This is a genomic window from Pontixanthobacter luteolus, from assembly GCF_009828095.1.
Lineage (GTDB): Bacteria > Pseudomonadota > Alphaproteobacteria > Sphingomonadales > Sphingomonadaceae > Pontixanthobacter > Pontixanthobacter luteolus.
The window spans coordinates 1,100,351-1,114,433 of sequence record NZ_WTYP01000001.1; the positions used below are offsets into that span (position 1 = coordinate 1,100,351).

The window sequence follows — 14,083 nt, forward strand, 5'->3', positions numbered from 1 at the left end:
CTCCCAACAGTGCCCTGCGCCAACGAAGGTAGACCGCGACGCAATATTTTAGAACTGCGTTATTTTATTTCAAAGCACAGTTCGGGTCAAGCGGCCCGCTCAAAGCCGTCGTCAGACAGCGATAGGAGCCTTCAACGCCCCTTGCGGCGCGTAATCCGGAACCTCGAAATCTTCGATTGTATAATCGAAGATCGTATCCGGCCGCCTTGTCAGAACAAGCGTTGGGTGCCCGTCGGGTTCCCGTGACAATTGCTCCTCCACCAGTTCACCATGGTTGAGGTAGAGATGCGTGTCGCCGCCCATCCAGACAAATTCACCCGGTTCAAGATCGGTCTGCTGCGCGATCATCCGCTGAAGCAGGGCCGCCGACCAAAGGTTGAACGGAAGGCCCAGCGCCACATCGCAGCTGCGCTGGTACAACGCGCAATTCAGGCGCCCATCAGCGACGTGGAACTGGTAGGTCTTGTGACACGGCGGGAGCGCCATCTGATCCAGCTGCGCCACGTTCCACCCTTCGATGATATGGCGCCGGCTGCCGGGGTTGTTGCGCAAGGACTCGATGACTTCAGCAACCTGGTTGATGCCGGGACCTTTGCGATAGGATCCATCGGGCTGATATTGGTAGGTTGGCCAATCGACCCATTGCTTACCATAGACCGGGCCCAATTCTCCCCAGCGCGCGGCAAAATCATCTTCCGCCACGATGCGCGCCGAAAATTCCTCGCGGCTTATATCTTCACCGGTTTCGCAGCGATAGGTGTCGAGCGGCCAGTCAGTCCATATCTGGACATTCTGCCGGCACAATTCGCGGATATTCGTATCGCCTGTCAGGAACCACAGCATCTCGCGCGTCGCGGTTTTCCAATAGACGCGCTTCGTTGTTAGCAGCGGCATCTTTCCGCCGGTCAAATCGAACCGCAGCATCGCACCGAATACGGACCGTGTTCCCACACCGGTCCGGTCGCGCCGTTCGCTGCCGTGCGTCCAGATCTCGCGCATCAGATCGAGATACTGATATTCAGGATGGGTGCGATTGCGGGAATCGGTGGAGGAAGGAACGCTGGCCATACCGCATCCCTAGCCGCGCATTTGCCCGCTTGCCACCCCGGGCAACCGCTCGTATAGCGCCGCCTCTACCGCGCTGGCGGTTATCGGCAGCGCAATCGAGTCGGGAAGTAGCTCAGCCTGGTAGAGCACCGTCTTCGGGAGGCGGGGGCCGGAGGTTCGAATCCTCTCTTCCCGACCATTTCCAATCAAATTTGTTCAAGCAGGTCTGGCAGCAAGGCCCGCGCTTCCCAACACCAGGGTCAGTGCGCCCAAACCGATGGAAAGGTGCCAGCGCAGCTTCATCCAGTCTGCACCGCCCAGCGCCAACCAGCGGTCGACCAGCGGCGAGAGCATCAGGAAAAGTCCGAGCCACAGCATCGACGGTTCGGGCCATGCCCAGCCCAGCGTCCACGGGATAAACAGCGCAAGGCCGATCAGGCTGGGAATAACCGCCACGATCAGCATGGCAGGATTGAGATTGCCGAGCGCGATACCCTGCCCCCACCAAACACCGCCAAGGAAACTGAAGATCAGCGCCGCATAGGCAAACCCGCCCGCAAGCGCGATCCAACCGAGTTCGTCGGCCAGCACGAACAGCGCGAGCGCCAAAACTTGAGGCAACAGCCCGGCATAGCCAAGCAGCTTTGCGGACGTCGGAAGTGGTGGGTGTTCGTTGTTCATGCGCGTCCCTGTTTGCTCTGCCGGTTTGGTACCTCCCGGCGGTGGCGGCACCCTGCTCCGGTGAAAGGCATGAACGGCCCCTTGTGTTCCAGCCAGCGACCAAAAGTGCAGACCCGCGCGGAACCGACCGCCAACCAGTCCGTTGAACAGGCAAGCTTATTCAAAGCAAAAACGATCTTACAAGGAAAACACAATGCAGATCATCATCCTCATTCTCAGCATCCTTCTTCCCCCACTTGGCGTTGCGCTCAAGCACGGACTGAGCAATGATTTCTGGATCAACCTGATCCTCACGATCATCTTTTTCGTACCTGGCGTGATCCATGCCATCTATGTGAATTTCCTGCGTTAATTCGCAGTACCCTCGTTCAGTAGGGTTTTGAGACCGGCGCCGCTCCTTGTTGAGCGCGCGCCGGTTTCTCATATCCAGACCATGTCCGAAGATCGCAAGACACCCAAACATCGCGCCGTTCCCAGCTCGCGCATTTCCCGGCTCTCCGGTTTTGGACGGCTGGCCGGAGGCATTGCTGGCGGAATGATGGCCGAAGGCGTTCGGCGGCTTTCAACAGGCGAGTTGCCAAAGCTGGAGGATATGCTCCTCACGCCGGGCAATGCGCTGCGCTTGGCAGACAGGCTATCGCATCTTCGCGGTGCAGCGATGAAGCTGGGGCAAATGATTTCCATGGATGCCGGCGACATTTTGCCGCCTGAGCTTTCCAACATACTCGCCGGATTACGCGATCGAGCAAATTTCATGCCGCCCCGGCAATTGAACCAGATGCTGAAATCACAGTGGGGCGAGGATTGGCGCAGCCAGTTCGCCCATTTCGAGGCCCGTCCGATTGCGGCCGCATCAATCGGTCAGGTTCACAAGGCGACAACCCATGACGGGCGCGTCCTGGCAATCAAGGTGCAATATCCGGGAATTCGGGAAAGCATCGATGCCGACGTCGACAATGTCGCAACTCTATTGAAAATGTCCACGATGTTGCCGCCGCAGCTCGATCTTGCACCCTTGCTCGAGGCGGCAAAGGCCCAGTTGCACGAAGAAGCTGACTACCAGCGCGAAGGCGAACAGATGCAGCGTTATGCCGCATTGCTGGCAGACGAAGACGGCTTTGTTGTGCCCCTGCTAGACGAAGAGCTTACGCGCGACCGGGTTATCGCGATGAGCTTCGAACCCGGCGTTCCGATCGAAAGCATCGAGACAGAAAGTCAGGAACTGCGCGATGATGTCACAGCTCGCGTCATAGAACTCGTTTCGCGTGAGCTGTTCGAATTCGGCTTCATGCAAACCGACCCCAATTTTGCCAATTACCGTTATCAGCCCGATACGAAGAAGATCGTGCTCCTCGATTTCGGTGCCACGCGCCCAGTCCCGTCCGCCATCAGCATGTCTTATCGCAATTTGATCGAGGCTGGTCTGAACGGGGAAATGGACGAAGTCATTCAGGCGTCTGTAGATGCCGGTTTTGTCAATCCCGTGGCGGTGATGAAGCACCGAGATGGCATCGAATTCATGACTCAGGTGATTTTGGACGAATTCACACGTGAAGGTCCGTTCGATTTTGGGGACCGCGCATTTGTCGGCGTGCTGCGCGATGAAGGTATGCGCATCGCAGCCGACCGCGAGGCCTGGCATATGCCCCCCGCCGAAACGCTGTTCGTCCAGCGGAAGGTAAGCGGCACCGCGCTGTTAGGCGCCCGGCTCAAGGCTGTTGTCGACGTTCGGGGAATCATAACCCGGCAGTTGAGCAATCAGCCCTGAGGGCAAATGGCCAGTCAGCCTTGCTTCACGCTTTCAATCCAGCGGTCGATATGCTGCTCCAGAACGTCCAGCGGGACCGATCCGTTTTCAAGCACAGCATCGTGAAACGCCCTTAGATCGAATTCGGCGCCGAGTTCGCTGCTGGCACGTTCGCGCAGCTCGCGGATCTTCAGCTCACCGATCTTGTATGCCAGCGCTTGCCCCGGATTGGTGATATACCGGTTCACCTCCGCATCGACATTGGCAGCGGTCAGTGCCGTATTGTCGAGCATATAGTCGACCGCACGCTGCTTGCTCCAACCCTTCGCGTGGAGGCCCGTATCCACCACCAGCCGGGTCGCGCGCCACATCTCGTAACTGAGCCGCCCCATCTCCTTGGCCGGGGTGTCGTACAGTTCCATTTCAATCCCGAGCCGTTCCGAATAAAGGCCCCAGCCCTCGACAAAAGCGGTGAAGAACGTGCCGTTCGCACGCAGCGGATGGATGTCGAGTTCCTGCTGCAGGGCGATCTGGTGGTGATGCCCTGGCACAGCCTCGTGCACGCCCAGCGCGGGCAATTCCCAAAGCGGACGTTGATCCAGCTCTGTGGTGTTCACACGGTAAATACCCGGCTGGCCCGTCGCCAGTGAGCCGGGTTCGTAATACGCCGTGGTATTCCCCGGTGCCGTGGCCGCGGGGATTGGCAAAACAGTGTACGGCTGGCGCGGCAGAGTGCCGAACAGTTTTGGCATGAAACCGTCGATGTGCTTAGCCAGCGCACCGGCCGCCATCATCAGCTCTTCGGGCGTCTTTGCATAATATTGCGGATCGGTGCGCAGGTGTTCGATAAACGCCTCGCGGCTTTCAAACCCTGCGCCCTTGGCAACTTCGACCATTTCGGAACGGATCCGAGCGACTTCCGACAGGCCGAGATTGTGAATCTCGTCCGATGTCATGTCCGTCGTGGTATAGCTGCGAACGCGCTGTTCGTAGTATTCGGCGCCGCGCGGTGTTGCCAGCAGTCCCGGTATCCCGTCACGGCATTTGGGTGCATATTCGGCGCGGTAAAAATCCGCGAATTCCTGATAAGCGGGAAAGACAGACTCATCGAGAGCAATGCGAGCCCGGTCGGTCAGCGCGCGCCACTCATCTTCGGAAACAGACCCCGGACGTTCAGCGAACGGACGCCAGAATGGTGATTTTTCCGCATCATCGTAGATCTGTTTTTCGATGCGTTCAGCGAAACCTTCCATCGGTTCGCACGCCTGAGTCAGGCCGCGCGAGACAGCTTCGCGGGTTCGGGCGATCCCGGCCTGGTTGATTTCTGCAAAACCTTCCAGCCGCGACACGTAAGATTCATAGTCGCCCTTGGTGAAGAAGGGTGAGCGATACGGGATCGACGCGAAGCCTGAAAACCAACCGCCACGGTTCGTGAACAGGACATAGCGGCTGTGGTCGAATTGCGCAGAAGCGATGTTGTCTGACAGGCTACGTTTCAGGATGGCAACGTCGACCAGCATATCTGCTGGCAGTTCGCTGCGCGGAACCGCGTTGAGCCGCGCGAGAAATGTCTCGCTTTCGGCGATTTGGCGCTCATACGCCTCGAGCGACAAATCGCCCAGCTTGCCGTCTCCGCGCCGGTCGCCGATGCTTGTTGAAAGGAATGGGCTGTTGTCGAGGGTCCACTCCCAGATCTCTTCGCGCAATTCCTCGAATGCCTTGACCGCCGGGGAATTGGATTCAGCACCGAATTCCACTTTCACCTGTGCGGACGCGGGTGCCGCGATCATGGCCGTTGAAAGTGCCAGAGCTGCTACGAATTTTTTCATTACCGGGATCTCCTGAATCGCGCGCACCCTATTGCGAGCAGCAATGATGGTCCAGTAGGACCACACAATGACCGGCAAGCCATCCATATTATTCGTGTGCCTCGGCAATATTTGCCGCTCCCCGCTCGCGGAAGCAGCCTTTCGCAAAGCAGCCGCGGATGCCGGACTGGACGCAGAAGCAGACTCAGCGGGTACGGCAGCCTATCATGTTGGCACGCCGCCCGATCCGCGAAGCATCGACACTGCGCGCCGCCACGGTATCGAGATTTCGCATTTCCAGGGCCGCCAGATCGAACAAGCCGATTTCGTGCGCTTCACTCATATTTTCGCGCTCGATCATTCCAATCTGGACAATATCCGGTCGGTCGCACCGTCTGATCATTCCGCGCATGTCGGGCTCCTGATGGATATGGTTCCGGGCCGCGAAGGGGCGGCGGTCGCCGATCCATATTATGGCGGGGAAGAACATTTCGCCGACACCTGGGAAGACGTGAGCCGTGCAGCGCAGAGCCTGGTGGCGAAATTGACGGGCCAGCAGCGCAGCTAGCCGCCGCGAAGCAATTGCACGCCCCAGTCACGCTCGAACAGATAGAGGAGAATCCGCGCCGCCTCGCCGCGCGTCCCTGTCAGACCGCCATCACGGTCCATCAAAATGCGCGCATCATCATGGGCTTTGGGCAGCAGGCGGGTGATCTGTTCCAACGACGCAACCCGGAAGGGCGTGTCACCCGATTGCCGTGTCCCGAGCAGCTCGCCGCCGCCGCGCAGCCGCAAGTCTTCCTCGGCTAGCCGGAAACCGTCTTGTGTCTCGCGCATCAGGGCAAGCCGTTCGCGCCCGGTTTCAGACAATGCGCTCCCTCTTAACAGCAGGCAGACCGATTTCTCCGAACCGCGGCCAACCCGTCCGCGCAGCTGGTGGAGTTGCGCCAGCCCGAACCGCTCGGCCTGCTCGATAACCATCAGGGTCGCAGCGGGCACATCCACCCCGACCTCGATCACGGTGGTCGCGATCAGCAGCTTCGCTTTCCCACTCGCAAAACGCTCCATCGCAGCGTCTTTCAGCTCTGGCTTCAGCTGCCCGTGAACCAGAACGACTTCGTCCCCGAAACGCTCTTTCAGCGATGCAAACCGCGCCTCGGCAGCTGCGATATCCTCGTTCTCGTTCTCGCGAACCATCGGACAGACCCAATAGGCTTGCTGACCGCTTGCGATGTGCCGCGAGACACCTTCGACCACATCGGCAAGGCGTTCCTGCGCCACCACTCGTGTGTCGATAGGTTGCCGGCCTGGCGGCATCTCGTCGAGCCGGGAAACGTCCATTTCGCCGTACTGAGCAAGCGTTAGCGTGCGCGGGATCGGGGTGGCCGTCATGGCAAGCGTATGCGGCGTGCGCTTGCCCTTTGCGGTCAGCATCAGGCGCTGTGCGACGCCGAAGCGGTGCTGCTCGTCAATCACCACCAATCCCAAATCGCGGTAGGCCACCGTATCCTGAAAAATAGCGTGGGTGCCGATAACAATGTCGATGCTGCCATCCAGCAAACCCATCAGGATGGATTCGCGCGCCTTGCCTTTGTCTCGCCCCGTCAGCAGTGCGATTTCGATCCCCGTTGGCCGCACCATGCTGCGAAGGGTCTCAAAATGTTGGCGCGCAAGGATTTCGGTTGGCGCCAGCAGCGCTGCCTGCTTGCCCGCCTCGTTGGTGATCAGCATCGCTTCCAGAGCGACGACGGTTTTACCCGCCCCGACATCGCCCTGCAAAAGTCGCAGCATCGGCGCCTCTTGCGCCAGATCGCCTTCGATTTCAGCAACAGAGCGCTCCTGTGCGCCCGTCAATTCATAAGGCAGCTGCAGCTTGCCGCGTAGACTGCCATCGCCTCGCAATGGTTGCCCCTTGCGCAGGCGATTGTCGGCCCGCACCAGCATCAGCGCCAGCGAGTTCGCCAACAGCTCATCATAGGCCAGGCGATCGCGGGCGGCTTCATGTTCGCCCTTGTGGGCCAGTTTCAACGCATCCTTCCAGGCAGGCCATTTCTCCGCCTCGAACTGGCCCGGCTCGATCCATTCCGGCAGGTCGGGCAGCTTCGATAACGCCTGCTCCACCAGCCCGGCGACCTTGGGCTGCGTGAGCCCTTCGGAAAGCGCGTAAACCGGCTCACACAGCCGTGTAAGCGTTTCGCCGCTGTCTTCTACCACATGGTCTGGATGGACTATCTGGAGCATCTGGCCAAATTGGTCGATTCTGCCGGCGACCCAGCGTTTCTCGCCCACCGGTAACAATTTCTTCGCAGTGTAGGATGCCCGCCCGAAATAGGTGAGTGCGCATATGTTTCCGGCAGAATCCTGCGCCAGTACGCGGTAAGGCCCCCTGCCCGATGAACTGCGATGCTCTGTTGGTGTCAGAGCGATGACAACCTGCTCGCCAATGCCAGCTTCATCCAGACTTTCCACTGCGCGCCGGGTCACGAAACGATCTGGCAGGTGGTAGGCAATGTCGCGAACCCGCGTCAGACCAAGCTTGTCGAGCGGCTTGCGCAGTTTCGGCCCGACTCCATCAAGCGCGCCGACTTCTACAAACAATGGATTCAAGACCTCTGGACGCATAGCCTTCCTATAGCTGCTTGCACGCAATTGGCGAGTGGCCTACCCGCTTTCGCATGTCCGATACCCCCGACCTTTCCGCTCGTTTCGCGCGCGCCAAATTCCGTTCATGGCACCGCGGTACAAGAGAAGCCGACTACATGATCGGCGGCTTTTTTGATCGATATCATGCGGGTTGGGGGGACCAGGATCTGGTCTGGTTCGAAACCTTGCTGGATGAAGACGATGTCGACGTGATGGCGTGGGCGCTAAAAACACAGCTGGTGCCCGAGGAATTTTCCGGCCCTCACATGGATCTTATGCAACGGCTCGACTACGTCGATATTCCTCGCTGATGCAGCAACCGGGCGGAACCCATCCCGCCGAAAAAGCTTGAACACCTGATGCCCGATCTTTCCCGTATACTGGCGGCCAAGCAGCCACTGACCCTGTCTTCACTGGCGCGCGGTGCGCAGCCATTGGTTCTGGCCGATCTGGCCCGCGCCTCGGAAGGCCGCGCCATCTTCATCGCAGCCGATGATGCCGCGATGCGGGCCATCACCGATTCTGCGCACTATTTCGCGCCTGAGCTGGAGGTTATCGAATTCCCGGCATGGGATTGCCTGCCATACGACCGTTCCAGCCCGGCGCTGTCGGTCAGTGCAAAGCGGCTGGCGGCATTGCACAGGCTTCAGGCTGGCAAGAACGGATCGCAATTGCTGGTCACCACCGCCAATGCGGTACTGCAGCGGGTTCTGTCGCCATTCCGCATTCGCGAATCGGTGCGCGAATTCAAACCCGGCGTTGAAATTGGCCGCGAGAGCCTGGCCGGCTTGCTTCAGCGTCAGGGCTATTCACGTGCTGACACGGTGGTCGACGCAGGCGAGTACGCCGTTCGCGGATCGATCGTCGACATATTCCCTTCGGGATTGGAACAGGGGCTGCGGCTCGACTTTTTCGGCGACGAACTCGAAAGCCTGAGGCTGTTTGATCCCTCGACACAGACCAGCACTGGAATTCTCGAATCGCATTTGCTGCTACCGGCGAGCGAGGCACTGCTCGATGAAGACAGCATCAAGCGTTTCCGCAGCCGTTACCGCGAACAATTCGGCGCGGCTGCAACCGGCGATCCGCTGTATCAGGCAGTCAGCGACGGACGCCGGCTGGCCGGGATGGAACACTGGCTCCCCCTGTTTGAGGAAAAGCTGTCGACCCTGTTCGACCATCTGACAGATGCGGACCAGATCATCATCGATAGCGGCGCGATACAGGCCGGCGACGAACGACTGAAAGATATCGCCGACTATCATCAGGCGCGCGAGAAAGCCGCCGGACAGGCAGCTGGCAGTTATCGCCCTCTGGCCCAAGACGCGCTGTACGTTACGCGCGAAGAATTCGAGGGCCGCCTGCAAAGCTGGCCGATCCACCGCGCGGTGATCTTTGCCGAGCCAGAGAGCGGCAAGGCGATCGATTTCGGTTTCAATTCTGCGCGCGACTTCACGCCCGAACGCGCACGCGGCGACAACGTCTATGATGCCGCTGCAAAGCATCTTCAGTCTGTCGCAAAGTCCGGCAAGAAACCGCTGCTCGCCGCGTATTCCGAAGGCAGCAGGTCGCGGATTGCGTCTATTCTGGAGGAAGCCGGCGCAAAAACCGCACTGGCGGACAATTGGCAGGAAGCGCTCGGCCTCGCTGCCAAGGGACAGACGGCGGCAATGGTCTTGCCACTGGATAGCGGTTTCGCAAACGACGAACTGGAACTGCTGACCGAGCAGGACATCCTGGGCGACCGGTTGGTCAGGCGAAAGAAACGCAAGAAAGATGCCGACGCATTCCTGGCGGAATTGCAAGCGCTGGGCCGCGGCGATCTGGTGGTTCACACCGAACACGGCATCGGCAAATATCTCGGGCTGGAACCGATCACCGTCGGGAAGAGCCAGCACGACTGCGTGATGCTGGAATATCACGGCGGCGACAAGCTCTACATCCCGGTCGAAAACATCGATGTTTTAACTCGTTATGGTTCGTCCGAAGACGCTGTAGCGCTGGACCGGCTGGGCGGAGAAGCCTGGCAAAAACGCCGCTCGCGCTTGAAAGAGCGTATTCGCGAAATCGCAGGCGAACTAATGAAAGTTGCAGCGGAACGCGCGCTGAAGAAGGCGCCCGTGTTCGAGGCCGACGACGCAAGCTACAACCAGTTCGTTGATCGTTTCCCGTGGGCGGAAACAGATGATCAGGACCGCGCCATTGCCGACGTTCTGCGCGATCTGGAGAGCGGACGGCCCATGGACCGTCTCGTTTGCGGCGATGTCGGGTTTGGCAAAACCGAGGTCGCATTGCGCGCGGCATTCGTGGCCGCCATGAACGGACAGCAAGTTGCTGTGGTGGCCCCGACGACCTTGTTGGCCCGGCAGCACTTCACCAATTTCAGCGAGCGATTTGATGGCTTCCCGCTCAAGATCGGGCGCCTATCGCGTCTGGTCCCGGCGAAGGAAATGAAAGAGACGCGCGACGCGCTGGAAGCTGGAACGATGGACATCGTGATCGGCACGCACGCTCTGTTGTCGAAAAGCACTCAGTTCAAGGATCTGGGCCTCGTTATCGTGGACGAAGAACAGCGCTTTGGCGTAACCCACAAGGAAAAGCTGAAGCAGTTGCGCGCCAACGTCCATATGCTGACGCTCACCGCAACGCCCATTCCGCGAACCTTGCAGATGGCAATGAGCGGGCTTCGCGAACTATCTACCATCCAGACCCCGCCGGTCGATCGGCTGGCCGTGCGCACTTACGTCATGGAATGGGATGAGATGGTCATGCGCGAGGCTTTGCTGCGCGAACACCACCGCGGCGGACAAAGTTTCATCGTCGTTCCGCGCATCGCCGACATGGCCGACGTGCAGGACTGGCTGCACGAACACGTGCCCGAGGTGAAAGTCATCACCGCGCACGGGCAAATGTCCCCCACCGAAGTTGAAGAGCGCATGAGCGCATTTTACGAGGGGAAGTACGAGGTTCTCCTGTCCACTACGATTGTCGAGAGCGGACTCGATATTCCGAGCGCGAACACGATCATCATCCACCGCGCGGATCGCTTCGGCCTTGCTCAGCTATACCAGCTTCGCGGCCGGGTGGGTCGTTCGAAACTTCGCGCCTATGCCTATCTCACCTACCCCAAGAACCAGCAGCTTTCCGAGGTGGCTGAAAAGCGCCTGAAGGTGCTCGGCGATCTCGACAGTCTTGGCGCTGGTTTCCAGCTTGCCAGCCACGATCTCGACATTCGTGGAGCCGGCAATCTTTTGGGAGACGAGCAATCCGGCCACATCCGCGAGGTCGGGTTCGAACTTTACCAATCGATGCTGGAAGACGCGATTCTGGCGGCCAAGGCGGGCGAGCTTGGCCTGGAAGCCAAGCCGGAAACCGTCAGCCCGCAAATCACCGTCGATGCACCGATCATGATTCCGGAAGACTACGTCCCGGACCTTGCCGTTCGCATGGCGCTTTATCGCCGCCTGAACGACGCAAAGGACAAGCCGGAAATCGAAGCAATGGCCGCCGAAATGATCGACCGTTTCGGACCGCTGCCCGATGCGACCGCAAACCTCGTTCGCCTGATCGAGATCAAGCATCAGGCGATCGAGGCAAACATCGCCAAAATCGACGTTGGCGCGCGCGGCACTCTAGTTAGCTTCCACAATGACGACTTCCCCGATGGTCCGGGACTGATTGCCTATGTCGACAGATTGAAAGGCACTGCGAAACTGCGGCCCGACATGAAACTGGTCATCAACCGCGCATGGAGCGATCCGCGTTCCCGCCTGAACGGCCTGTTCCAGTTGACCAAGGGACTCAGCAATGTTGCCCGCAAGGCGCGGAAATAAACCTGTATTTCAGGAGGTAAGAGATTTAGCGGAAAAGGCCGGAATGTTCGGGGAGCAACGCGAGAAACTCTGCGTGCTCCAACGGCTTCGAACACAGGTAGCCCTGATAATATTCGCAGCCCTCACTCGCTGCGATTGCACGCTGATCTTCGTTTTCGACGCCTTCAGCGATCACTTTCAGTCCAAGCGCCTTGGCCATGGCGACGATGCCCCTGAGGACCGCAAGATCGCGTTCGTCGGTGGTAATCCCGTCGATCATCGCACGGTCGAGCTTGATCGCATCCAGCGGCAGAATTTTGAGATAGCGGAAATTGCAGAACCCCGCCCCAAAATCATCCAGTGCAACTTGCACCCCTGCCGCGCTCAGTTCCCTCAGGGCTTCCGCGCTTCGCTCCAGATCGGACACCAGCGAATGTTCGGTGATCTCGATCGTCAGCCGGTCTGGCGCATGGCCGCTTTCGGCGATCAGTTTGAGAAACTCGCGTGCGAAGCTGCGCGACGCCAGATCTGCCGGTGTGATGTTGAGGGAGAGACGCAGGTCGGCATTCCAGCTTGCGGCATCCGATAATGCCCTTTCCGCGATATGCCGCGATAGCTGCGCCACATGATCGGTCCGTTCCGCGATCGCGAATAGCTGGCTCGCGCCGATCCGGCCAAGCTGCGGGTGCTGCCACCGTGCAAGAGCCTCAGCCCCGATGATCGTTCCATCGTCCAGCGAGACCTGCGGCTGATAGACGATTTCAATCTGGTCGGCATCAATCGCCCCGAGCAGATCGGCGTCGACTTCGGCGCTTCTGCGGCCGGGCACGGTCAGGCCCCGGTCGGACCAAAGGATGCGCCGCCCCTTGTGGGTACGCGCCTCTTCCAGCGTTTCAGCCAGACGGTCGAATATCATTGTCGGCCCCTCGCCCGGTGCCGGTCGCATCAGCGCAATACGGGCCCACAAACGGAGGTTGCCCGCATCACCAAGGCCCGAAATCGGATGCGCTACAGCGTCTGCAAGCGCTTCCGCCAGCCATTGCCACCTCTCGCGGCTGCAAGCCTCATGCGCCGCAAGAAGGAAATTGCCGCCTCCTAGCCGGGCTGCGAGCCAGTCGCCTTCTTCGAATTCATCTTCCGCGAAATGAAGAATGCGCTGCGCAGTCGTGACCAACGCGCCGTCGCCAGCGTCTTCGCCATAAGCGAGATTGACGGCGTTGAACCGTGCGAGCCCGATCAGCATCGCATGAACCGGTGCAGTTCGTCCGTCGGCGATGGCGCTTTGCTGCCACGCCGCCAGGGTCCGGTGCGCTGTTTCCACGCTGGCAAGACCGGTCAAATCATCACGCAACGGATCGACATCTCTTTTTGCAACACTGGCCATGCCCCTCCTTAGCGGCACCTGTGACAATAGGATGCCAGGATTTCCAATGCGTTGCCAAATGGCACAGCACCCCATAGGACTGCACGCCGCACCATCATGTGCGCGCGGAGGGGTAATTGAGCAGCAATCACGGTTTTCGGAACCTGGCACTCGCCATTTCCGACACGGCCAAGGCAGCCGAAACTGCCGAAGAACTGAAGCATATGCATGACTGGGTCCCGATCGAGGAAGCGGACGCAGTTGTCGCGCTTGGCGGTGACGGTTTCATGCTGCACACCCTTCACGGGATGCTGGATTCGGGCCAGATCATTCCCTGTTACGGAATCAACCGAGGCACTGTCGGCTTCCTGATGAATCGATACCGTGCCGGTGTGAAGCTGCTCGACAAGGTCAATCGCTCGCGTTCTATCGGTATCTCTCCCTTGAGGATGGAAGCTGTCACGCAAGACGGCGAGAAACATGTCGAATGCGCGATCAATGAAGTGTCGTTGCTGCGTGAAACCCGCCAGACTGCAAAGCTGGAGGTTAGCGTGGATGACAAGGTCCGGATCAAGGAACTTGTCGGTGACGGGGTTCTTGTCGCCACACCCGCTGGGTCGACGGCATACAACCTGTCGGCAAACGGGCCGATCCTGCCGCTCGATTCGCAGCTGCTAGCGCTAACCCCGATCAGTGCATTCCGCCCGCGCAGATGGCGCGGTGCAATCCTGCCCGACCGTGCCACAATCCGGTTCAAGGTGTTCGAGCCTGCAAAGCGCCCTGTCGCTGCCGTTGCCGACCAGAAGGAAGTGCGCGACATCGCGGAGGTAAGCGTCGAGATTGCCTACGATTCGGAGCTGACTTTACTGTTCGATCCTGGTCACGCCCTCGACGAGCGGATCGTGGCTGAACAATTCATGGTGTGAATGCACAAACTGGGGTTGCCAAACAAATCAGGCCCCAATATAGGCCCACCCCTGCC

The 14,083-nt window shown here is 59.5% G+C and carries 11 protein-coding genes and 1 tRNA gene; 7 read left to right on the forward strand and 5 right to left on the reverse strand.

Translation table 11 applies throughout. The features are described from left to right. Positions 1-111: 111 nt before the first annotated feature. Positions 112-1,068, reverse strand: coding sequence for a thymidylate synthase (thyA, locus tag GRI43_RS05250; protein ID WP_160729994.1), 957 nt, complete (start codon positions 1,066-1,068; stop codon positions 112-114). A gap of 101 nt (positions 1,069-1,169) precedes the next feature. Between thyA and GRI43_RS05255 the strand changes: the two genes are divergently transcribed. Further along, a tRNA-Pro gene (locus GRI43_RS05255) sits at positions 1,170-1,246 on the forward strand. A 17-nt stretch (positions 1,247-1,263) separates the two neighbouring features. Here GRI43_RS05255 and GRI43_RS05260 read toward each other — a convergent pair. After that, positions 1,264-1,728, reverse strand: coding sequence for a DUF3429 domain-containing protein (locus tag GRI43_RS05260; RefSeq protein ID WP_160729995.1), 465 nt, complete (start codon positions 1,726-1,728; stop codon positions 1,264-1,266). 193 nt (positions 1,729-1,921) lie between these two features. On the opposite strand from GRI43_RS05260, the gene GRI43_RS05265 reads away from it, so the two are divergent. Further along, complete coding sequence (locus GRI43_RS05265; RefSeq protein WP_160729996.1) at positions 1,922-2,080, forward strand: YqaE/Pmp3 family membrane protein; 159 nt, start codon at positions 1,922-1,924, stop codon at positions 2,078-2,080. A gap of 81 nt (positions 2,081-2,161) precedes the next feature. Further along, positions 2,162-3,496, forward strand: a complete 1,335-nt coding sequence (locus GRI43_RS05270; RefSeq protein WP_160729997.1) for an ABC1 kinase family protein — start codon at positions 2,162-2,164, stop codon at positions 3,494-3,496. Between the two features lie 14 nt (positions 3,497-3,510). On the opposite strand, the gene GRI43_RS05275 is transcribed toward GRI43_RS05270, so the two are convergent. Further along, positions 3,511-5,304, reverse strand: a complete 1,794-nt coding sequence (locus GRI43_RS05275; RefSeq protein ID WP_160729998.1) for a DUF885 domain-containing protein — start codon at positions 5,302-5,304, stop codon at positions 3,511-3,513. A gap of 67 nt (positions 5,305-5,371) precedes the next feature. On the opposite strand from GRI43_RS05275, the gene GRI43_RS05280 reads away from it, so the two are divergent. Then, positions 5,372-5,851: a low molecular weight protein-tyrosine-phosphatase gene (locus GRI43_RS05280; protein WP_160729999.1), complete on the forward strand. Its 480-nt coding sequence runs from the start codon at positions 5,372-5,374 to the stop codon at positions 5,849-5,851. On the opposite strand, the gene recG is transcribed toward GRI43_RS05280, so the two are convergent. Continuing rightward, positions 5,848-7,905, reverse strand: a complete 2,058-nt coding sequence (gene recG / locus GRI43_RS05285) for an ATP-dependent DNA helicase RecG (protein ID WP_160730000.1) — start codon at positions 7,903-7,905, stop codon at positions 5,848-5,850. The two genes, GRI43_RS05280 and recG, sit on opposite strands and share 4 nt — an antisense overlap. Before the next feature lie 53 nt (positions 7,906-7,958). Between recG and GRI43_RS05290 the strand changes: the two genes are divergently transcribed. Further along, on the forward strand, positions 7,959-8,237 hold the full coding sequence (locus tag GRI43_RS05290; protein WP_160730001.1) for an FAD assembly factor SdhE: 279 nt from the start codon (positions 7,959-7,961) through the stop codon (positions 8,235-8,237). A gap of 48 nt (positions 8,238-8,285) precedes the next feature. After that, positions 8,286-11,759 (forward strand): transcription-repair coupling factor, encoded by a 3,474-nt coding sequence (mfd, locus tag GRI43_RS05295; protein ID WP_160730002.1) that lies wholly within the window; start codon positions 8,286-8,288, stop codon positions 11,757-11,759. 25 nt (positions 11,760-11,784) lie between these two features. Here mfd and GRI43_RS05300 read toward each other — a convergent pair whose 3' ends face one another. Further along, positions 11,785-13,122 carry a bifunctional diguanylate cyclase/phosphodiesterase gene (locus tag GRI43_RS05300; protein WP_160730003.1) on the reverse strand — a complete coding sequence of 446 codons (1,338 nt, stop codon included), beginning with the start codon at positions 13,120-13,122 and terminating at the stop codon, positions 11,785-11,787. A 116-nt stretch (positions 13,123-13,238) separates the two neighbouring features. Here GRI43_RS05300 and GRI43_RS05305 point away from each other — a divergent pair, with 116 nt between their 5' ends. After that, positions 13,239-14,027: an NAD kinase gene (locus GRI43_RS05305; protein WP_160730004.1), complete on the forward strand. Its 789-nt coding sequence runs from the start codon at positions 13,239-13,241 to the stop codon at positions 14,025-14,027. The last annotated feature ends 56 nt before the right edge of the window (positions 14,028-14,083 follow it).